Genomic DNA, 19113 nt, shown 5'->3' on the forward strand with positions numbered 1-19113 from the left:
GTTTATTTTTTTCGAAAGTCATGCGCGGTTACCCGCAGTTCAGCGGAGGCGGCACCGGCCCATAAGAGTCAGGCGGGCGTGTCGCTGCCAGAACCACAGCGCCGGCCACAATGGCTCCTGACAGGTGCAGCGCGCGGGCGGCTTCGGCGAGTGTGGCGCCGGTGGTCAGGACGTCGTCGATGATGATGCAGCGCTTTCCAACCATGTCCTCCTTCCGGCGGCGGCGAACCCGCATGGAACCGCGCACGCGCTTGGCGCGGCCTCCGCGGTCCAGCCCCTTCTGGCCTCCGGGCAGCTGCAGGCTACCTGATCCGGATTTTTCCAGCACGTCCTGCACGCTGAAACCCGGCAGTTGCCGTGACACTTCGTGCAGGAGCAGGTGGACAGGGCTGAATCCGCGCTTCAGGAAGGCGGCGTTGCTGCTCGGCACCGGAACCAGCCATGCCACCTCCCTTCCCGGCGCTGCCGAGCGGACGCCGCCGGCGAGCGCCCGGCCAAGACTGCGCCTGAGCTGAAACTGGCCGTGCCGCTTAAAGGACAACAGGGCCTGTGCCAGCTCGTCCCTGTATACACCCGCAGCCACAACCGGCAGCAGGACGGTCCCGCCGACGTCCATCAGGGCAGGTGCTCCGCTTTCAGCCCGGAAGGGGTGGCGCGTGAGGTGGCGGATGTGGCGGTCGCACTGTACGCAGAGGGCCCGGTCTTCGGCTCCGCAGCACACGCAGTCCACGGGTACTGCGAGCGCCAGCAGGTCTGTCACGGCTCCGGCGGCGGAATCCACCAGTCGCAGGAGGGGGCTCTGATACTCGGCGCGGTGGGCAGCAGACGGTTCTGCGGGTAAAAGGTCCGGGTCCAGCCGCATCCTTGTTCGCGCTCCGGCCGCCACGATGGTTGTGTTCCTCACGCGGACAAGCTTCGGCCCAAACTTGCTCCCAGTACAGTCCGTTCCCCCGTCCATGTGGACAACGCCCTGGGTGACGGGCGTCTCAAAGCCCGCTGGGGTTACGGCATCAGCCGGGGAAGGACGGGTCGATGGGACCCTTGATCTGCGGGGACCAGCCGTTGCCCAACCGTTGAAAGATGCCTTCGGCGGACTGGGCGTAGATCTCCTCGGGACCGTTGCCGGCGCTCAGTGCCACGAGTCCGGGCCACGGGGCCAGCTGTTGGGGCTGTCCCGACGTGAGGGAAAGCAGTTCGGGAGTAACGTTTGATGCCGCCGCCCCCCTCATCACCGCGATAGTGGTGTCGCTGACCCAAACGCCCTGGTCCGGCTCGCTGTCGGTGGCCAGGGTGACCGGCGGTGTCAGCTCACGGGGAGTTCCGTCCCCGGCCCGGATAATGCCGGTCACCTGCACGCGGGTTTTCCCGTTTTGTTCGGAAATCACCAGCGCCCGCACTCCTTCGCGCGAAATCCGGAGGTCCTTCACGGTTCGTCCAGCCAGCCAGGCAGGTGCCAGGGTCACTGACGGAACGTGGGCTCCCTCGGCCACACCGGTGGGGCGGTAGGCAACAACTTCGGTTTCCCCCGATGCTCCCGGCCCCGCAGACCACACCCAGTCATTCGGCCCGAAGGACGGCCCGGTCAGGGTGCTCCGCGTGGTCAGGGCCCGTGCGGGCTGGCCGGGACTGATGCTGTAAAGAGTGGTACGGCTGTCGTTGAGGAAGGCCGCGGTCTGCGATACCTGGGATTCTGCGGGGAACCGCGGATTGAGGGAAGACACCGGCTGTATGTCCGGCAGTGGCGACACCCGGTTGTTCTCGTACCGCACCAGTTCGTTGCCGCTGACCGCGATCTGGCGCGGTGGCACGCTCTTGTCCAACGTGGGCGGCAGCACCGAGCCGTTGTCCTCCACGCGGATCAGGTCCTGGTTTGCGCGCAACTCCACGTTGACCACGTCCGGCTGGCTGCGGAAGGTCAGGGTCAGCTGCATCTGCATCCGCAGGCGGTCCTCGGGCGAGCTTTCTGTCAGTTCCTTGGCAGTCAAGTCCACCTGGGCCGCCCCTGAGACGACCGGCACCGACTCGCGGGCGAGCTTTATCCCCGAAGGAAAGGCACTCACTACGGCACCACGAAGGTAAGGGGCTGGCCCTGCAAGCAGCGCGCTGGTCATGGCCTTGACTGTCTTGTTCCTGATGAACCAGCGCACGTCCGGCACCGCGTACGTAAAGCTCGGGTCATAGAAATAAATGGGGTAGGCGCCGTAGATAACCTTGAACGTCTCTTCAGCAATAGCCGTCCCGTCCGGAAGGGCGGAGATGCGCCATTCCCCGTCCACCTGGGTGACCGTTACCGGGATCTTTTCCACCGTTCCTTGCGGGGATTGGGTGGCGATGCCGTCCGCGTCGACCGTGTAGGCGACGTCGAGTTCGTAGTTGTAGACATTCTCGGCCTCCGCTGCCACCACCCTGGCCTCGCGGTAGACAAGGGCACGCTGGTCCGGCTTCCAGGAAACCGACGCTGCCTGGGTCAGGTATTGCCGTGCGACGGCGTAATCGTCCTCGTAGCCGCTGCCGGCCCGGTAGAAGTAGTCGATGATGGTTTCGGGCGCAGCGCCTGCCTGCGGCGCCGCCGGCAGGAACACGGGTGCGCTGAGGTTGCCGGCGCTTCCCTCGCTGCTTTTGCCCACCGGCCCGGAAGTGGGAATGCGGGCGCATGCGGCCAGCAGTGCCACCAGCAGGACCAGCAGTAAAGCTACGGGCTTGGCCCGGCGCGGGGCGTGGCCTGTCATGTGGTCTCCTTCGACGGCGACGCCGGAGCAAGCGGCGCTCCGCCGGCTTCCAGCACCAGCATGTTCCGGTTGTCCCTTTCGCCGGGAATAGTGATGTCCTCCGGTTCCAGTTGGACCGGCGACTTATCGATGTCCTCGCCCTGGCGGAGGGGCAACGTCAGCCGGAAGTTCGCTCCGCTGCCCTTCTTCCCCCACGCCTGCAACCAGCCGTTGTGGAGCTTGGTGTCCTCCATGGCAATGGACAGGCCGAGTCCACTTCCTCCGGTGGTGCGGGCACGGGCAGGGTCTGCGCGCCAGAACCTGTCAAAGACGCGGGCCGCTTCAGCCGGCGCCATGCCAATTCCATAGTCCCTGACGGCTATTCCGACGGCGGTCTGGCTCGCTGCCACGGTGACCCTCACCGGTTTCCCTTCGCCGTGTTCCACAGCGTTGAGGATGAGGTTGCGCAGGATACGGTCAATTCTGCGGGCATCCATTTCCGCAATGATGGCACCGGAAGGGGCGCTCAGGATGATCTCGGAGCCGTATTCGGCGGCGACGGGAGCCGCTCCTTCAATCACGTGGGCCACCACCTGCAGGATGTCCTCCGGCTCGGCGTCGAGCATGGCCACGCCGGCATCGAAGCGGGAAATCTCCAGCAGGTCGGAGAGGAGGGACTGGAACCGCTCCACCTGGTTGTAGAGGAGTTCGGCGGAACGTTTGTTGATGGGATCGAATTCTTCCCTGGCGTCGTAAAGCACTTCCGCGGCCATCCGGACGGTGGTTAGCGGCGTCCGGAGTTCGTGGGAAACATCGGACACAAAGCGCTGCTGCATCTGGGACAGCGTGGCCAACTGGGTGATCTGTTCCTGGAGGCTGGCTGCCATGTGGTTGAAGGAGGCGCCCAGGCGGGCCACCTCGTCTTCGCCGCGGACCACCATGCGCTCCTGCAGCTGGCCTGCCGCCAGTTTCTCGGAGACCATGGCAGCGTGGCTGACGGGGCTGACGACGTTGCGGGTGACATACCAGGCGATGGCGCCGATCATCAGGACCAGCACGGCGCCGCCGGCCCACAGCACGCTTTGAATTTCGTCGAGGGTCTGCTGGGCGGTGTTGAGGTCGTAAATCAGGTACAGCTCATACACGGTTCCGTTGAAGGTCACTTTGTTGCCCACGGCGATGCCGGGACGGTCCTCGGTTCCAACCGGGATCACGGTGGAGGCCCAGTACTGGTCCTTTCCGGACTCCTGTACGGCTTTGCGCAGTTCGGGCGGAATAACACTGACCGTCAGCTGATCCGAGGCCCGTGACTCCACCCACCGGTTCCGGGGCTTTGTCTGTTCGGGCATGGCCTCGAAGACATACCTGCGCTGGATCACCGAGCCGCGGCCCTCCACGGCGTTGAGGGTGTCGTACACCAGGGTGATCACGCTGGACTGGTCGGTGACCTGGGCGCCGTCGAACGTGTCCTGGACCTGCTTGACGTTGTAGCGTGTCTCCGACTCGGCCTGGGTTAGCCGCTCCTGGAAAAGGTTGTTGGCGATCTGGTTCGACAGGTACGCGCCCACCACCGCAAACGAGGTGACCGCGAGGAGCAGCGTGGTGAGAACGGTACGGAACTGCAGGGAGCGGCGCCACCGCTGGTGCAGGACCTGCCCCAGGTAGCGGAGTGCCGGAAGGAACCGCCGGAATCCTGTGCGGACCAGCCGGGCTACTCTGAGGGTCACGATCAAAGCGCGGCGCTGCCAGATCCGGGTACGGAAAGACAACCTGTGGAAGCTGCCGGTTACGGCGTCGGTGTGCTCCGCAGCCTTATGCAGGGCCTTGTGCTCCAGAGACGTGCCGGGCTCGGGCCCGTCAGGTGCGCCGTGCGGTTCCGAGGATTGTTCCGCTCCGGGCGCGTTGGCAGGTCCCCCCTGGGGAACTGCGGGGTCAGGCCCCTGCTTTGTAGCCGACACCACGCACCGTTAACACAACTTCCGGCGCTTCCGGATCCTGCTCGATTTTGGAACGGAGGCGCTGGACATGGACATTGACCAGCCGGGTGTCGGCGGCGTGGCGGTATCCCCAAACCTGCTCGAGCAGCAGTTCGCGGGTGAAAACCTGCCATGGTTTGCGGGCCAATGCCACCAGGAGGTCGAACTCCAGGGGCGTCAGGGAAATCCGCTCGCTGCCCCGGCTCACGGTGTGACCGGCGACATCGATGGTGATGTCGGCTATCCGCAGCGTTTCCGGGGCTTTCTGGTCGCCGGGCCGCAGCCGCGCGCGGACGCGCGCCACGAGTTCGGCCGGTTTGAACGGTTTGGGCACATAGTCGTCGGCGCCGGATTCCAGGCCGCGGACGACGTCCGACGTGTCCGCCTTAGCGGTCAGCATCACGATGGGCACGTCAGACTCCGAGCGGATCTGCCTGCAGACCTCAATACCGTCCACGCCGGGAAGCATAAGGTCCAACAGCACCAGGTCAGGCCGGGATGAACGGAAGATGTCGAGCGCCTTGGCGCCGTCGGCGCAGAAGACCGGCTCGAAGCCGTCATTGCGAAGAACAATCCCGATCATTTCGGCCAGCGCTTCGTCATCGTCTACCACCAGAATGCGTGCCTTCATAGTTATATATTCCCTTATCAGGCAGGCTTTGTCCTGTTCAGGGCGTTGCGGCATGGCGGAACGCTAGGTAGGCCTGCCTGCCGAACTATAGGCTGGCCTCATGCTTGGGTATTCCCCGGCGTCCCTGCCTGCTAATCCATGGGCGCCGGCGGCTGAGGTACTGGTACAGGGGGAAGGAACACGGGTGTCACAACAGGAACCGGGCGCGCAGCAGCCCCTGGGCGGGGAGGGGCCGGCCGGCAATAGCGGCCAGCACAGCACGGACCCCGGCTTCAAGGGCCGCCCTGGCGCCGATGCTCACGACGACGACGGACGTGTTTCCGGCGTAAACGGCCAGCCCGCGCGCCCCGCAAGGGAGGCGGAATGGGGTACGCCCCCAGCGTGGGGCCGGCACCCCGGGTGGGGTGTGCCGCCCGCAGCGCGGAGTCAGCCGGAGTGGGGAACGCCGCAGGCCAGGGGCAGTCAGCCTGAGTGGGGTGGCCAGGTTTCCTGGGGATTGCAGCCAGGGCAGCAGGGCACTCCCCTGCCCCCGCAGCAGAGCCCACCCTACGGCCGGCCCTCATACCAAGGACCGGCCTACGGGCAGCCCCGCTATATGGCCCCGCCCAAACCCGGCATCGTCCCGTTGCGCCCCCTGATGTTCGGCGAAATCCTGGACGGGTCCTTCCACACAATCCGGCGCAACGCAAAAGCAATGCTGGCCGCGGCCGTGCTGGCGCAATCGCTCGCCGCCATCCTCGCCGCAGTCATCACGGCCGTGACAGCCACATCCCTGGTCTCCGTCGAGGCCTGGGCGCAGGACGCTGGCCCCGCAGGCCTCGCGTCACTCGCCCTGGGGTTTGTGGCCGCCGTCCTGGTGGTGGTAGTCCTGACGCTTTTTATCTCGGCAGTGCTCCAGGGCGCGATGGTGGTACCGGTGGCCCGGTCCATTCTCAACCGCCCTACAGGGTTCCGGCAGATGTGGGGCCTTGCCCGTTCCCGTGCATGGGCGCTGGTCCGTCTGGCCGCCCTGATGATGGCGGCGGGATTGCTTTCCTTCCTGGTGCTGGCCGGCATGGCAGTTGCGTTGGTCGCCGGCCTGGAAGGCACCGGCGCCCTTTTGCTCATTCCCGTAGTGGCGGCCTTCTTTGCCATGTTTGTATGGGTCTATATCAAGCTGATGGTGGCGCCGGCCGCCGTCGTCATCGAAGAGCTCGGAGCGGTTGCCGCCCTGCGCCGCTCCTGGTCCCTGACCCGGGGAAACTGGTGGCGGATCTTCGGCATCACCCTGGTGGTGGGCATCATGGTGGGCGTCATCGGGCAGGTGGTGATGATTCCGGTGAGCCTGCTGCCAACCTTCCTTGGCGGCGTCATCTCCCCGCACGGCGGCACGGGACAGGAAGTCGCCATGGCGGTTGCGGTGGGGGTGGCGACTGCCGTCCTGGCTGCACTGATCGGTGCCGTCGGTTTTGCGTTCCAGACATCGGTGATGGCGTTGCTCTACATGGATCTTCGGATGCGGAAGGACGGACTGGACCTCGCCCTGCTCCGGCTGCTCGAAACGGGCGCAGATTTTGAAGGCATCCCGGGGCGCGGGATGGCTGCACCGGGGCCGGGCATGTTTCCCGGGGCGGGCCGCGGCGGAGCCTGGCCGGATGGACGCTGAAGCTCCGGTGCTCCCCGACGCCGGGGAAGCCCGGCGATGGGCGGTCGAGGAACTTGCCAAAGCCGAATACCGTAACGCTGAACCAAGCTGGCTCGACTCGCTGTGGCGCAGTTTCCTTGACTGGCTGCTGACCCTGGACGGACCTTCAGGCGAAGCGGGTCCGGTACCAGGCCCGGTGATCGGGATCGTCATCGCAGTAATTATCGCCGCCGCCGTGATCCTGGCCCGGCCCCGCCTAAACCCAAAAACCCGGCACCGGACGGAAGTGTTCGAGCCCGACAGCGAACTGACCGCTGCGGACTACCGGAAGCGTGCGGAGACTTCAGCCGCGGCAGGCAAGTGGGGGGACGCCGTCGTCGACCGTTTCCGTGCGCTGGTCCGCTCGGCGGAAGACCGTACTGTGCTGGATCCGCAGCCGGGCCGCACCGCCGATGAGGTGGTGCTCGCCCTGTCCGTTCCTTTCCCGGCGGAAGCGGCCCGCCTGAACCAGGCCGCCGGCATCTTTGACGCGGTCCGTTACGGCAACTGGGCAGCGGCCAGTGATGATTACCAGGCCATGGCCGGCCTCGACCAGGATCTCGAGGTACAGAAGCCCGCCAAAAGCCTCGGCCGGCAGGATGACATCAGGCAGCAGGATCGAGCGGCGCTGTGATGACTTCTACGGTCCCCGGCACAGAAAGCAGCACAAGCGGATCCGGAACTGCCCGCCGGAGTACGTTTGGGTGGCTCCGCCGGCGCTGGGCCCTCGCAGCCACCGCAGCCGTTGTGGCCGCGGCGCTGGGACTGGTCATTTGGGGGCAACTGGCGCCTCACGGCGACGGAACTCAACTGTCCATCCATAACCCCGGACCGGACGGTGCTCGGGCTGTCGGCCAAATCCTGGGCCGCCACGGAGTCCATATCCAGGACACTGCCACGTTCGAAGAAGCGATGGGCGCCCTGGCTGCCGGTGATTCCCCCACGCTCCTGCTGTACGACCCGGATGGGTTCCTTGATGACTCCCGCCTGCGCGAACTGTCGGCGGCGGCGAAGCGCCTGGTGGTTGTGACGCCCCGGCTGCAGACACTTGCCGCGCTCGGCACCGGGATCAGCCAGGCCGGTGTTGTACCTGAGGCGTCCTCAGTACTGGAACCGGGCTGTTCCTTTGCTGATGCGGAAGCGGCGGGCCCGGTTCACGGCGGGTCAGGTTTTGTGTACGACGGCGGGACGTCCTGTTACCGGCCGGCCGCGTCCCCTGCCGGGCTGCTCGCCGTCAGCGGAAACGGGCACGTTACAGTCCTGGGCAGCACGGCGATCCTCAGTAACGAACGGCTGGATGAACTGGGCAACGCAGCCCTCGGAATCCGGACCCTCGGCAGCTCACGGGACCTGGTCTGGTACCTGCCGTCCGTGGCGGACCTGGATACATCGGGATCCCCGAAGACGCTCGATGAGCTCGCGCCGGCCTGGGCACGCTTCCTTGGCCTGTGGCTCGCCCTGGTGGCCCTGGCTGCGATCGTGTGGCGGGGCCGGCGCCATGGCCCGCTGGTGTTCGAGCCGTTGCCGGTGGTGGTCAAGGCCGTGGAGACTGCAGAGGGCAGGGCGCGGCTGTACCAGGACTCGCATGCGGTCGAACAGGCACGGGACAACCTTCGGGCCGGAACCCTGGTGCGGCTGGCGCGGAAGCTGCGGCTGGGGCCGGGTGCTACCGCCGATGAGGCGGCGGAGGCCACGGCGCGGTTCCTGGACCGGCCGCCCCATGACATCAAACAACTCCTTGACGAACGTCCGGGCACCGAGTCCAGGCTTGTGGCCTGGTCTCAGGAACTGGACGCCTTAGAGAAAGAGGTCAACAGCCGATGAGCGAACAAGGCGGCGGCTCCCGGGTCCTTGACAACACCCATGATGCGGCGCGGCAGGCACTGCTGGACGTGCGCCATGAGGTGGCAAAGGCTGTGGTGGGGCAGGACGCAACCGTCACCGGCCTGCTGGTTGCTTTGCTTTCCCAGGGGCATGTGCTGCTGGAAGGAGTGCCGGGCGTGGCAAAGACCCTGCTGGTCCGGGCGTTGTCCGCAGCTTTGAGCCTTGATACCAAGCGTGTGCAGTTCACCCCGGACCTGATGCCGGGGGACGTCACTGGGTCTTTGGTGTACGACTCGCACAGTTCGGAGTTCTCGTTCCGGGAAGGACCCGTGTTCACGAACCTCCTGTTGGCTGACGAGATCAACCGGACACCGCCCAAGACGCAGGCGTCGCTGCTCGAGGCCATGGAGGAGCGGCAGGTTTCAGTGGACGGCGTTTCCCGCCCGCTGCCCTCACCTTTCCTCGTGGCCGCCACCCAAAACCCGGTGGAGTACGAGGGCACCTATCCCCTCCCCGAAGCGCAGCTGGACCGGTTCCTGCTCAAGCTCACCATGCCGCTGCCGGAGCGCGGGGATGAGATGGAAGTCATCAGGCGTCACGCCGCCGGATTCGACCCCCGGGACCTGGCCGCCGCCGGTGTACGGGCAGTGGCGGGGGCTGCGGCGCTGGAGCGGGCCCGGCACGCTGTGGCTACCGTTGCGGTCGGGCCCGAAATCATTGGCTACATTGTGGACCTGGTGCGTGCCACCCGTTCGGCGCCCTCCTTCCAGTTGGGCGTCTCACCCCGCGGCGCGACTGCGCTGCTTAACGCCTCCCGGTCCTGGGCATGGTTGTCGGGTCGGGGCTTCGTCACCCCGGATGACGTTAAGGCGCTGGCCTTGCCCTGCCTCCGGCACCGGGTGGCGCTGCAGCCCGAGGCGCAGATGGACGGGGTCCGGGTAGACGACGTCCTGGCCACCATCCTCGCCTCCGTGCCCGTCCCGCGCTGATGGCCGTTTCCGGGCGGTTTGTGATTCTGGTGCTGCTGGGCCTGGTGCCGGTCCTGTTGCTGCCCGGGTGGGGAACTGTCCTCCTCACAACCGGCCTTCTGCTGGCACTGGCGGCCGGGGACCTAATTTTGGCCGGCTCGCTTCGCCAGGTCCACGTTGCGCGCCAGGATGCCGGCAACGTGACCCTGCATGGGACAGCGGTCCCGGGGGTCACTGTCCGGAACGAGGGACGGCGCCGGGTTCGCGGGACTTTGCGGGACGCTTGGCAGCCCTCCGCCGGGGCACAAAATCCTCTGCAGGCCATCAACGTTCCGGCCGGGGAAGGCCGGCGCGTCACCGTTCGACTGCAGCCCGTCCGCCGCGGCGACCTCAAAGCCCCGCACATCACCATCCGCTCCTTCGGCCCGTTGCTGCTGGCCGCCCGCCAGCGGACCCTCGACTGCCCCGGGTTACTGCGGGTCCTGCCGCCTTTTCATTCCCGGCGCCACCTGCCGTCCAAACTGCGTAAGCTGCGCGAACTCGACGGCAAGGCTGCCGTCCAGATCAGGGGCGCCGGCACCGAGTTCGATTCCCTGCGTGACTACGTCCGCGGCGACGACGTCCGCTCCATCGACTGGCGGGCAACAGCGCGCCGGTCTGGGGTGGTGGTGCGTACCTGGCGGCCGGAGCGGGACCGTCGGGTCGTGATGGTGCTCGATACGTCCAGGACGTCTGCGGCAAGGATCGACGACGAGCCGCGGCTTGATACGGGCATGGAAGCGGCCCTCCTGCTGGGAGTCCTCGCGGAGAGGGGCGGCGACCGGGTGGACTTCCTGGCCTTTGACCGCCGGACCCGGGCCAGGGCGGGTACTGCAGGACAGGGTAATCTCCTCGGTCAAATGGTCCAGGCCATGGCCCCCCTGGAGGCGGAACTCATTGAACTGGACTGGTCAGCGATCCCCGGCCAGATCCGCGCCGTCACCGTCCACCGGTCGCTGGTGGTGCTGTTGACCGCCCTGGATGGCGGTGCGCCCGAGGAAGGCCTCATTCCAACGGCCGTGCAACTGGCCCGACGGCACGTTGTGGTGGTCGCAGCAGTCCGGGACCCCCAGCTCGGGCTGATGCTGCGGGAGCGGAACAGTGCCGCGGGCGTCTTCCGCGCCGCCGCTGCCGAGCGGACCCTTCTGCAGCGCGCCGCGGTAACAGCCGAACTCCGGCACCACGGCGTGGAGGTGGTCGACGCCGAGCCGCAGGAACTGCCGCCCCGGCTGGCTGACATGTACATCAGGCTCAAGGCTGCAGGTAGATTGTGAAGTCACCATTGCTGTCCGTGCCCCTTAGAAGGAGGTCTTCATGAACTTACCGATTTACCAGCAGGCCCTGGGAACGGACTTCCACCGGTTGCAGCCCGAACTGCAGGAGTACTTTTCCTTGGTTCCAGGCAGCGGCCACTACGGCGTAGGCGAGGGTACCTTCGACGTCGTCGGCTGCAGGCAGGACTGGCTGCGTCCCCTGCTGCGGCTCACCGGCGGAGAAGAAGCGTTTTTCCCCGAGTACGGTGAAAACATTCCGTTCCGGATCGAGAACCACGCCCACCAGGACCCCTTCGGCCGTTCCAGCCTGACGGCCCGCCGTGAGATCCGTTTCCCCGGCCGGAAAAGGATCTTCCAGGACACCACCAGCGTGACCCGCAGGAACGGGGAGCCGCAGCTCGTGGACTACGTGGGCCGGTACCGGCGGCTCGTGACGGACCTGAATCTGGGCGTAACGCCGGAGGGGCGGCTCCGCGGTGTTTCCGAAGCTTCCCGGCTTTTCCTTGGCCCCCTCCGCATTCCCCTTCCCGCGGCCCTGGACGCCAAAGCCTACGCGGAACAGTGGTGGGACCCGGCCGACGGCGACAACGGAAGGCACCATATCCAGGTCAAGGTGATCCAGCCCCAGATCGGCCTGGTGCTGGTCTACGCCGGAAGCTTCGACTACCGTCTGCGCCGCTACACCGGCGGCAGCTCCGCGCAAAGCTTCCTGCCGCGGTACGCCCAGCCGGACCGCTGGGAAAACCGGGTCTGAGCCCCGCTCCCCTGCCTGCACTGGCAGTGTGTTTTGCCGCTACCCCTGGGCCACCTGGTTCAGCCCGTCAGCCAGCTGGGTGAGGCGGCCAAGGACTGCCTGGGCCTGGGCCGGGCTGCCCCCGGCGAGTCCGGCAGACGGCGTGACGCGCAGGGCGCTGAGGGATTCTGCCGGCAGGCCCAACTGCCGCCAGGGGCGCCACACTGCCTCCACGCAGTCGGCCACCCTCGGCAGGGAGCTCCCCGTGACGTCCAGGGCGCCAAGCCACAGACGCTTGTCGGATTCCACGGCGCCTGCCAGTTGTTCCCACTGCCGGGAAGTCAGGGCCTTCAACGGAACGGCAATACCGTCAGCTCCGGCCGCCAGGATCTGTTCAAAGGGCGCCTCAATCTCAGGAACAGCCATAACGATCTCGGCGGCACCGGCGGACCGCAGAGCGTCAAGTACCACCCGCCAGGACTCCCGCGCCTCCGAAGCCCCTACGGCGCGCAGGGTGCGGTAACCGCTGGAGGTGGGGATGGTGCCAGCCAGGATCGCTGCGATATCAGGCTCGTCCACCTGTACCACCAGCCGGGCACCAGGCACAGCCGCCGACACCCGCGACAGATAGAGCCCGACGCCGGCAGCAAGTGAAGCAGCCAGGTCCCGGCGTGCCCCGTAGTCGAGAAGGGCGCGCTCGCCGCTGTGCAGGTGGAGGTTGGCCGCGAGGCTGAGCGGACCCACCAGTTGGACCTTGACCTCGTCCGCCGGCTTTTCCTCGGCCCCCGCTACATCGGCCAGAATGTTGATGTCAGTGGCAAGGGCTGAAGCGGCGCGGCGGAAGTCCTTGCCGGGCCGGTCCACCAGGCGCCAACCGTAGGGCTGGACGTCCACCGCCAACTCCACCAGGAGGCTGGCGGTGCGCCCCACTGCATCTGAACCGACGCCACGGTCCGGCAGTTCGGCGAGGAACGGCAAGTGGGGGCTGCCCAGCTCCCCGCGGATGATTTTCGCTGCCTCCACCGGATCTTCGCCTGGCCACGGCCCCAGCCCGGTTGCTGTTACTTCCTGCGGCGGTGCCTGGTTCCCGCCGGCGGCGCGGGGACCTGCCTGATGCCGTTCACTGATGCTCACGCGAGCGCTGATGCCTGCGGGTGCTGACCGGCCGCGGCTTCATGGTCCTCGGCAATCGCCTCGTGATGCCGGATCACCTCACCGATGATGAAGTTCAGGAACTTCTCCGCGAACGCGGGATCCAGGTGGGCGTCTTCTGCCAGCCTGCGGAGCCGGGCGATCTGGGCTGCCTCGCGGCCAGGGTCGCCGGCCGGCAGCCGGTGTGTTGCTTTCAGGAACCCCACTTTTTGGGTGGCCTTGAAACGTTCGGCCAGGAGATAGACCAGGGTGGCGTCGATGTTGTCGATACTGGAGCGGATGGAGAGCAGTTCAGCCATCACCGAGTTGTCCACCTGGCCGGCCAGTGAGCTGGCGGAGGGGTCGAAGTCATCGGAGCCAGGAGTGTGAAGGTTGTGCTGCGTCATGGTTCAAGTCTATGGGAGGGCTCCGCTTTCGACCGGGTGTTAAGCGCCGGCGCCGGGGCCCGGCACCGGCGCTGACCTGAACCCGGGGCAACAGCGCCTCAGATGCCGAGCAGCGCCCGGTGTTGTTCCCGCCGCCTGGCCTGTTCCTGCGGATCCGGTACGGGCAGGGACGCGATGAGCCGCCGTGTGTAGTCGTGCTGCGGACTGCCCATGACGTCGCTGCCGATCCCCTGCTCCACCATCCTGCCCTTGTACAGCACGCCCACCCAGGAGGACAGGGTGTCCACCACCGCCAGGTCATGGCTGATGAACAGGCAGGCGAACCCGAACTCCTGCTGGATGTCCTTGAACAGCTCCAGGACCTTGGCCTGCACCGAGACGTCCAGGGCCGAAGTGGGCTCATCGGCTATGAGCAGCCGCGGATTCAGGCTGAGCGCTCGTGCAAGGGAGGCCCGCTGGCGCTGGCCGCCGGACAGTTCATGGGGGTAGCGTCCTGCGTACGACGCCGGCAGCTGGACTGATTCAAGCAGCTCGCCGACGCGTTTGCGTGCCTGCGCCGGGCTGGGTCTGGTGTGGATGACCATCGGTTCGGCGATGCAGTCCCCGATGGTCAGCTGGGGGTTGAAGGAGGCCGCCGGGTCCTGGAACACGAAGCCGATGTCCTTGCGGAGCGGCTTGAAGGTGCGCTCGCGGAGGTTCAGCATCTCGTAGCCCAGCACGCGGAGGCTGCCGCCGGTGGTCCTGTTAAGCCCTGCGATGGCGCGGCCGATGGTAGTCTTTCCGGAACCGGACTCCCCCACCAGTCCAAACACTTCTCCCCTGGACAGGGTGAAGCTGACCCCGTCGACGGCCTTGAAAGCCGGTGCTCCCAGCCGGCCGGGGTACTCAATGGTCAGGTTGCCCGCTTCCACCAGGACTTCCTCATTTTGGTGCGCCCGGCTGGACAGTCCTTTCGAAGCGGAGTGGTGCCCCAGGTGCGGTACCGCGGCCAGCAGCTTCCGGGTGTAGTCCTGCCGCGGTTCGGCAAACAGGGTCCGGGCAGGCGCTTCCTCCACAACGCCCCCCTGGTACATCACCACCACGCGGTCCGCGAGGTCTGCCACCACCCCCATGTTGTGGGTGATGAGCACGATGGATGTGCCGTACTTGTCCCGCAGGTCCCGGAGGAGTTCCAGGATCTCGGCCTGAACGGTGACATCCAGCGCGGTGGTTGGTTCATCGGCGACGATGAGCCCGGGATTCAGGGCCAGCGCCGCGGCGATGACCACCCGCTGCTTTTGTCCGCCCGAGAACTGGTGCGGGTAATAGTTGACGCGGCGCTCCGGATCCGGGATGCCGACTTTGCGCAGCGCTTCAATGGCCCGGATTTTGGCGTCCTTGGCCGAAACACGCTTCCCGCCGCCACCCGCGTGCGCGCGGATGCCTTCGGCGATCTGCCAGCCCACGGTGAATACCGGGTTCAGCGCCGTGGACGGTTCCTGGAAAACCATGGCCACGTCACGGCCCCGGATCTGGCGCAGGCGGGAAGCACTGACACTGATGACGTCAGCCCCGTTGATCACAACGGCACCGGAACTGCTGGCGGTTTCCGGCAGCAGCCCCAGAATCGTCTTGGCTGTGACCGTTTTTCCCGAGCCGGACTCTCCCACAATTGCGAGCACCTCCCCCTTTCGAACCTCCAGGCTGACATCCTTGACGGCGTGAACCGGGCCGCCGTCGGTGGCGAAAGTGACCTGGAGGTGGTCGATGTCGAGGACCGGGCGGCCGCCACCGGAATCGTGTTCGCCAGGCTGCCTGCCGGACAACGGGTCGAGGTTGACGGTCATGATGCCCCCACTTCTGTTTCAATGGCGTTGGTGTCCGCCGGCGCCGGTGGGCTGCCGCCCGTGCTCTTGCGGCCACGGAGGCGCGGATCGTTGAGGTCGTTGATGCTCTCACCCACCAGGGTCAGGCCCACCACGCTCAGCACGATGGCCAGGCCGGGGAACAGGCCGGTCCACCAGATCCCGGATGTGGTGTCGGCGAGCGCCTTGTTGAGGTCGAAGCCCCATTCCGCGGCGGAGCTGGGTTCGATACCAAACCCGAGGAACCCCAGTCCGGCAAGGGTGAGGATGGCTTCGGAAGCGTTGAGCGTGAAGATCAGCGGCAGGGTACGGGTGGCGTTCCGGTAGATGTGGCGGCTCATGATGCGGATGTTTGAGGCTCCCACCACCTTGGCGGACTCAACGAACGGCTCGGCCTTCAACCTGACGGTCTCGGCCCTGATGACGCGGAAATACTGCGGGATGAATACCAGCGTAATGGCTGTGCCTGCGGCGAAGATGCCGCCGATGAGGCTGGACTGGCCGCCGCTGATGACGATGGCCATCACGATGGCCACCAGCAGCGACGGAAAGGCGTAGACGGCGTCGGCGATTACAACCAGGATCCGGTCCAGCCACCCGCCCAGGTAGCCGCTGACCAACCCAAGCACGACACCCACAACGATGGACATGGCCACGGCGACGACGATTACCAGGATCGCCGTCTGCGCTCCCCAGACCACCCGGGATAGGACGTCGTAGCCGCCTACTGTGGTACCGAGGAGGTGCTTGCCGCCCGGTGCCTGCTGCGTGGGGAAGTTGCCGTCGGCGTCGGAAAGCTGGGAGAAGCCGTAAGGCGCGAGCAGCGGGGCGAAGAGAGCGGTCAGGATGAAAGCTCCGGTGAGGACCAGTCCGGCCACCAGCATGCCGCGCTGGAGCCCGACGCTCTTGTTGTAATGCGAAATGACGGGAAGGCGCCGGTACCAGGGGGCCCGGGGACTTTCCATGGGGACGGGTACAGCTGGGATGCTCATGGTCAGTACCTCACGCGGGGATCGATCAGCGCGGCGATGATGTCCACGATGAAGTTGGTCATGGCCACGATGATGGCGAGCAGCACCACGATGCCCTGGACGGCGACGAAGTCGCGGGCCGTGAGGTAGTTGGCCAGCTGGAAGCCCAGGCCCTTCCATTCGAACGTCTTTTCCGTCAGCACCGCGCCGCCGAGCATGACGGCTATCTGCAGGCCCATCACGGTGATGATGGGGATCAGGGCGGGCTTGTAGGCGTGCTTGGTGACCAGGCGGAATTCGCTGACTCCCCTGGACCGGCCGGCCTCCACGTAATCCCTGCCGAGGGTTCCGATCACGTTGGTCCGGACAAGGCGGAGGAAGATTCCCGCAGTCAGGAGTCCCAGTGCCACCGCGGGAAGGACAGCGTGGGCCAGGACGTCCGTAAGCGCAGCCACGTTTCCGCTGCGAAGTGCGTCCAGCCAGTAGATCCCGGTGGGCGCCTCGAGTGACGTCAGGGCGAGCTCGCTGGATGTTTTAGCCCTTCCTGCCACCGGGAGCCAGCCCAGCCAGACGGAGAAGGTGAGCTTGAGCAGCATTCCCGCGAAGAACACGGGAGTGGCGTAGCAAAGGATGGCGAAAACCCGCAGGACGGCGTCGGGTGCTTTGTCCCGGCGGTGAGCAGCGACCATTCCGAGGGGGATCCCCACCAGGAGGGCGACGAGCAGTGCGTTGATGGTCAGTTCCAGGGTGGCCGAGCCATAGGTGGTGAGCATTTCGACGACAGCCCGGTTGTCCGTGAGGGTGCGGCCGAAGTTGCCGGTGGCCAGCTGGCCGAGGTATTCGAAGTATTGGATCAGGAGGGGCCGGTCGTAGCCGGCCGCCTGGATGCGCTCCTGGAGCTGGTCCTCGGGGAGCCGGCCTCCCATCGCTGCCGTGATGGGGTCACCGGTGATCCTCATCAGGAAGAAGACCATGGTCACGAGGATGAAGATCGTAGGGAAGATCAGCAGGAACCGGATCAGGATGTACTGGCCCAGCCCCCCGCCGGAAGTTTTCTTTGTGGGCGGCAGCAGGCCGTCCGCGTCGCTCGGGGGCGCGTCGATAAGTGTTGTCATGGGTACCTAAGGTTGTGGTTGCCGGCACCGCGGCGCAGGAGTGCGGGACTGCAGCCAGCACGTTGGGGCAGGACGCCGTGCAGGCGTCCCGCCCCGCGTGCGGTCATAACCGGCCGGCGGTTGACCTACTTCGACATCACGCCAAGACGGGTCTTGAACGAGGGGTCAAGGGTTTTTTCGACTCCCTGGACATCCGTTCCCGCCACCATCACCTGGGCACCCTGCAGCAGTGGCAACGTGGACAGATCCTTGGCGATGGCTTCCTGGGCCTGGCCCAGCAGTTCACTCCGCTCCGCCTTGTCGGTGGTCACCAGCTGCTTCTTCACAATGTCCGTCACGGCGGCGTTTTCGTAGTGGTTGCCGAGGAAGTTGCCGGGGATGAAGAACGGGGTCAGGTAGTTGTCCGCGTCCGAGTAGTCCGGGAACCAGCCGAGCTGGTAGGCCGGGTAGGCGTCAGCCCGGCGTTCCTTGGTGTACGTGGTCCACTCCGTGGACTTGAGGTCCACGGTGAAGAGGCCGGACTTTTCGAGCTGTTCCTTCACGAGGGCGTACTCGTCGGCGGCGGATGTGCCGTAGCGGTCCGTGTACTGCAGTTTGAGGTCAACCACCGAGGTGATGCCGGCGTCGGCCAGGACCTTCTTGGCCTTGTCCAGGCTGGGTTTGCCGCTGCCGTCACCGTAGAGGCTCTTCAGCGGCTCCGTGGCTCCCTCGAATTCCTTGGGGACATACGAGTACACGGGAGTATAGGTGTTCTTGAAAACCTGGGAGGCGATGACATCGCGGTCAACGAGGTGCGCGACAGCCTGACGGACGGCCAGGGACTTGGCCGGATCAGCCTCCGGAGTTTTCGCGCCGAAGGGCATGGTGTCGAAGTTGAAGACGATGTAGCGGAGCTCACCGCCGGGGCCCTTGTGGACCTTGACCTTGGAGTCCTTTTCCAGGTCCGAGACGTCGGTGGCGGTGAGGATGCGGCCGGCGACGTCGATGTTGCCCTGCTGGACGTCGAGTTTCAGGTTGTTCGGGTCAGCATAGTGCTTAAGTGTGGCGCCGTCGTTGGCGGCCGCACCCAGAAGGCCCTGGTAGTCAGGGTTGGGCTTGAAGCTGATCAGCTCGTTCTTTTTGTAGCTTTCGATCGTGTACTGGCCTGCGAACGGCTTCGCGGCAACGATCGCGTCGTCGTCCATGATTTTGTCCGCGGGGAAGACTTGCTCGTCCACGATCGGTCCCGGGTTGGAGGCAAGGACGCCCGGGAACACCTGGTCGTTTCCGGCGGCGAGGGTGAAGACGACAGTGTTGGCGTCCGTCGCCTCAATCTTCTCCATGTTTGAGAGGAGCGAGGCGGGGCCGTTGGGATCGTCGATGGCCTTCACTCGGTTGAAGGAGAAGACGACGTCCGAGGAGTCGAGGGTGTTTCCGTTGGCGAACTTCAGGCCCGGCTTTAGTTTCACCGTGTACTCGGTGGGGCTGGTGAAGGACGCTGACTCGGCGATGTCGGGGCTGGCGTCGGCGGTACCGGGCTTGTAATTAAGCAGGAAGGGGTAAATCTGGTTCATCACCATGAACGAGCCGCCGTCGTACGAACCGGCTGGATCCAGCGTGACGACCTTGTCAGTGGTTCCGTAGGTGATGGCACCGCCGCCGGCCTCGCCGGTTGATGTTCCGCCGCCGCCTGAGGGGCCCGTGCAGGCCGTCAGTGCAAGTGCCGAGATACCTGCCAGCGCGATCGCGCCGTGCAGTGTCCTGTTGCTCTTCGTCATCTGTGAACTCTCTGTTCGATGAGTGCGCGCCCCGCCGACCCCTGTAGGGTGCCTCTGCTGAGGCGGGAGCGC

At 66.0% G+C, this 19113-nt stretch carries 16 protein-coding genes; 6 read left to right on the forward strand and 10 right to left on the reverse strand.

All coding sequences use genetic code 11. From position 1 onward, the window contains the following. Positions 1-28: 28 nt before the first annotated feature. From AC5RT4_RS08050 to mtrA, 4 genes are all read right to left on the reverse strand, one after another. Complete coding sequence (locus tag AC5RT4_RS08050) at positions 29-904, reverse strand: ComF family protein (RefSeq protein ID WP_494041772.1); 876 nt, start codon at positions 902-904, stop codon at positions 29-31. A 106-nt stretch (positions 905-1010) separates the two neighbouring features. Next, a complete protein-coding gene (locus AC5RT4_RS08055) occupies positions 1011-2729 on the reverse strand; it encodes an LpqB family beta-propeller domain-containing protein (protein ID WP_494041773.1) in 1719 nt (572 codons plus the stop codon). Next, positions 2726-4477 (reverse strand): MtrAB system histidine kinase MtrB, encoded by a 1752-nt coding sequence (mtrB, locus tag AC5RT4_RS08060; RefSeq protein ID WP_494042020.1) that lies wholly within the window; start codon positions 4475-4477, stop codon positions 2726-2728. The genes AC5RT4_RS08055 and mtrB overlap by 4 nt, the downstream gene beginning before the upstream one ends. 163 nt (positions 4478-4640) lie before the next feature. Further along, entirely contained in the window at positions 4641-5315 is a 675-nt protein-coding gene (gene mtrA / locus AC5RT4_RS08065; protein WP_494041774.1) for an MtrAB system response regulator MtrA, read from the reverse strand. A gap of 184 nt (positions 5316-5499) precedes the next feature. On the opposite strand from mtrA, the gene AC5RT4_RS08070 reads away from it, so the two are divergent. The 6 genes from AC5RT4_RS08070 to AC5RT4_RS08095 are packed head-to-tail and all read left to right on the forward strand — an operon-like array spanning position 5500 to position 11837. Continuing rightward, entirely contained in the window at positions 5500-6960 is a 1461-nt protein-coding gene (locus tag AC5RT4_RS08070) for a proline-rich domain-containing protein (RefSeq protein ID WP_494105415.1), read from the forward strand. Further along, complete coding sequence (locus AC5RT4_RS08075) at positions 6950-7612, forward strand: DUF4129 domain-containing protein (protein ID WP_494105416.1); 663 nt, start codon at positions 6950-6952, stop codon at positions 7610-7612. Before AC5RT4_RS08070 ends, AC5RT4_RS08075 begins: the two co-directional genes overlap by 11 nt. Beyond that, complete coding sequence (locus AC5RT4_RS08080; protein WP_494105417.1) at positions 7612-8802, forward strand: DUF4350 domain-containing protein; 1191 nt, start codon at positions 7612-7614, stop codon at positions 8800-8802. Before AC5RT4_RS08075 ends, AC5RT4_RS08080 begins: the two co-directional genes overlap by 1 nt. Beyond that, complete coding sequence (locus AC5RT4_RS08085) at positions 8799-9791, forward strand: AAA family ATPase (RefSeq protein ID WP_494041778.1); 993 nt, start codon at positions 8799-8801, stop codon at positions 9789-9791. Before AC5RT4_RS08080 ends, AC5RT4_RS08085 begins: the two co-directional genes overlap by 4 nt. After that, on the forward strand, positions 9791-11083 hold the full coding sequence (locus tag AC5RT4_RS08090; protein WP_494105418.1) for a DUF58 domain-containing protein: 1293 nt from the start codon (positions 9791-9793) through the stop codon (positions 11081-11083). Before AC5RT4_RS08085 ends, AC5RT4_RS08090 begins: the two co-directional genes overlap by 1 nt. 40 nt (positions 11084-11123) lie before the next feature. After that, positions 11124-11837 carry a DUF4166 domain-containing protein gene (locus AC5RT4_RS08095; protein WP_494105419.1) on the forward strand — a complete coding sequence of 238 codons (714 nt, stop codon included), beginning with the start codon at positions 11124-11126 and terminating at the stop codon, positions 11835-11837. A gap of 39 nt (positions 11838-11876) precedes the next feature. Here the strand turns inward: AC5RT4_RS08095 and AC5RT4_RS08100 are convergent, their stop codons facing one another. The 6 genes from AC5RT4_RS08100 to AC5RT4_RS08125 all read right to left on the reverse strand — a co-directional run bounded on the left by AC5RT4_RS08100 (position 11877) and on the right by AC5RT4_RS08125 (position 19041). After that, positions 11877-12950 (reverse strand): uroporphyrinogen decarboxylase/cobalamine-independent methonine synthase family protein, encoded by a 1074-nt coding sequence (locus AC5RT4_RS08100; protein WP_494105420.1) that lies wholly within the window; start codon positions 12948-12950, stop codon positions 11877-11879. Further along, complete coding sequence (locus AC5RT4_RS08105) at positions 12947-13354, reverse strand: chorismate mutase (RefSeq protein WP_494041782.1); 408 nt, start codon at positions 13352-13354, stop codon at positions 12947-12949. Before AC5RT4_RS08105 ends, AC5RT4_RS08100 begins: the two co-directional genes overlap by 4 nt. A gap of 98 nt (positions 13355-13452) precedes the next feature. Next, complete coding sequence (locus AC5RT4_RS08110) at positions 13453-15180, reverse strand: ABC transporter ATP-binding protein (protein WP_494105421.1); 1728 nt, start codon at positions 15178-15180, stop codon at positions 13453-13455. Beyond that, positions 15177-16190, reverse strand: a complete 1014-nt coding sequence (locus tag AC5RT4_RS08115) for an ABC transporter permease (RefSeq protein WP_494041784.1) — start codon at positions 16188-16190, stop codon at positions 15177-15179. The genes AC5RT4_RS08110 and AC5RT4_RS08115 overlap by 4 nt, the downstream gene beginning before the upstream one ends. Positions 16191-16192: 2 nt before the next feature. Beyond that, positions 16193-17284: an ABC transporter permease gene (locus tag AC5RT4_RS08120; protein WP_494041785.1), complete on the reverse strand. Its 1092-nt coding sequence runs from the start codon at positions 17282-17284 to the stop codon at positions 16193-16195. 125 nt (positions 17285-17409) lie between these two features. Further along, positions 17410-19041: an ABC transporter substrate-binding protein gene (locus AC5RT4_RS08125; RefSeq protein WP_494041786.1), complete on the reverse strand. Its 1632-nt coding sequence runs from the start codon at positions 19039-19041 to the stop codon at positions 17410-17412. Between the last annotated feature and the right edge of the window lie 72 nt (positions 19042-19113).

The sequence above is a fragment of the Arthrobacter sp. sptzw42 genome, from assembly GCF_059089685.1.

What these genes read in the sequence shown, in the direction of transcription:
- AC5RT4_RS08055 (WP_494041773.1), bottom strand. Translation starts at nt 2,729, where the DNA reads ATGACAGGCCACGCCCCGCGCCGGGCCAAGCCCGTAGCTTTACTGCTG.
- mtrA (WP_494041774.1), bottom strand. Translation starts at nt 5,315, where the DNA reads ATGAAGGCACGCATTCTGGTGGTAGACGATGACGAAGCGCTGGCCGAA.
- AC5RT4_RS08075 (WP_494105416.1), top strand. Translation starts at nt 6,950, where the DNA reads ATGGACGCTGAAGCTCCGGTGCTCCCCGACGCCGGGGAAGCCCGGCGA.
- AC5RT4_RS08080 (WP_494105417.1), top strand. Translation starts at nt 7,612, where the DNA reads ATGACTTCTACGGTCCCCGGCACAGAAAGCAGCACAAGCGGATCCGGA.
- AC5RT4_RS08085 (WP_494041778.1), top strand. Translation starts at nt 8,799, where the DNA reads ATGAGCGAACAAGGCGGCGGCTCCCGGGTCCTTGACAACACCCATGAT.
- AC5RT4_RS08090 (WP_494105418.1), top strand. Translation starts at nt 9,791, where the DNA reads ATGGCCGTTTCCGGGCGGTTTGTGATTCTGGTGCTGCTGGGCCTGGTG.
- AC5RT4_RS08095 (WP_494105419.1), top strand. Translation starts at nt 11,124, where the DNA reads ATGAACTTACCGATTTACCAGCAGGCCCTGGGAACGGACTTCCACCGG.
- AC5RT4_RS08105 (WP_494041782.1), bottom strand. Translation starts at nt 13,354, where the DNA reads ATGACGCAGCACAACCTTCACACTCCTGGCTCCGATGACTTCGACCCC.
- AC5RT4_RS08110 (WP_494105421.1), bottom strand. Translation starts at nt 15,180, where the DNA reads ATGACCGTCAACCTCGACCCGTTGTCCGGCAGGCAGCCTGGCGAACAC.
- AC5RT4_RS08115 (WP_494041784.1), bottom strand. Translation starts at nt 16,190, where the DNA reads ATGAGCATCCCAGCTGTACCCGTCCCCATGGAAAGTCCCCGGGCCCCC.
- AC5RT4_RS08120 (WP_494041785.1), bottom strand. Translation starts at nt 17,284, where the DNA reads ATGACAACACTTATCGACGCGCCCCCGAGCGACGCGGACGGCCTGCTG.
- AC5RT4_RS08125 (WP_494041786.1), bottom strand. Translation starts at nt 19,041, where the DNA reads ATGACGAAGAGCAACAGGACACTGCACGGCGCGATCGCGCTGGCAGGT.